Consider the following 476-nt stretch of genomic DNA (forward strand, 5'->3'; position numbering starts at 1 on the left):
GTGTCTTCCGTACCAGGCTGCTTTGTACTCGAGCATGCTCCGGAACTGCGACCATGCCGCGTCCGAGATGGCGCGGGCCAGATTCCGGTTCCTGACCATGTTGCGGACACTCAGGTCCTCGATCACGAGCGTTTGGTTCTCGCGCACGAGTCGGGTGGTCAGCTGGTGCAGGTGATCGCGGCGGCGGTCGGTGATCCGGGCGTGGATCCGGGCGACCTTGCGCCGGGCCTTGGCCCGGTTGGCTCCGTCGCCCTTCGCCTTCTTCGCGAGGCGGCGTTGGGCGAGCGCGAGCCGGGCACGGTCGCGGCGCTCATGCCTCGGGTTGGCGATCTTCTCGCCGGTGGACAGGGTGAGCAGGTGGGTCAGGCCGACGTCGATACCGACCGCGTTTCCGTTGGCGGGGAGCGGCTCCACGGTCGGGTCGTCGCACAACAGGGAGACGAACCAGCGGCCGGCCGCGTCCTGCGACACGGTCA

Annotated in this window: 1 protein-coding gene; it reads right to left on the bottom strand. The window is 68.7% G+C overall.

Annotated features, from left to right (window positions below; all coding sequences use genetic code 11):
- Positions 1 to 476: transposase (locus tag N4G66_RS45335; RefSeq protein ID WP_261710172.1), on the bottom strand; the 476-nt coding region annotated here is incomplete at both ends.

Origin of the sequence: Streptomyces rhizosphaerihabitans (genome assembly GCF_025399795.1) — a bacterium.
Lineage (GTDB): Bacteria > Actinomycetota > Actinomycetes > Streptomycetales > Streptomycetaceae > Streptomyces > Streptomyces rhizosphaerihabitans.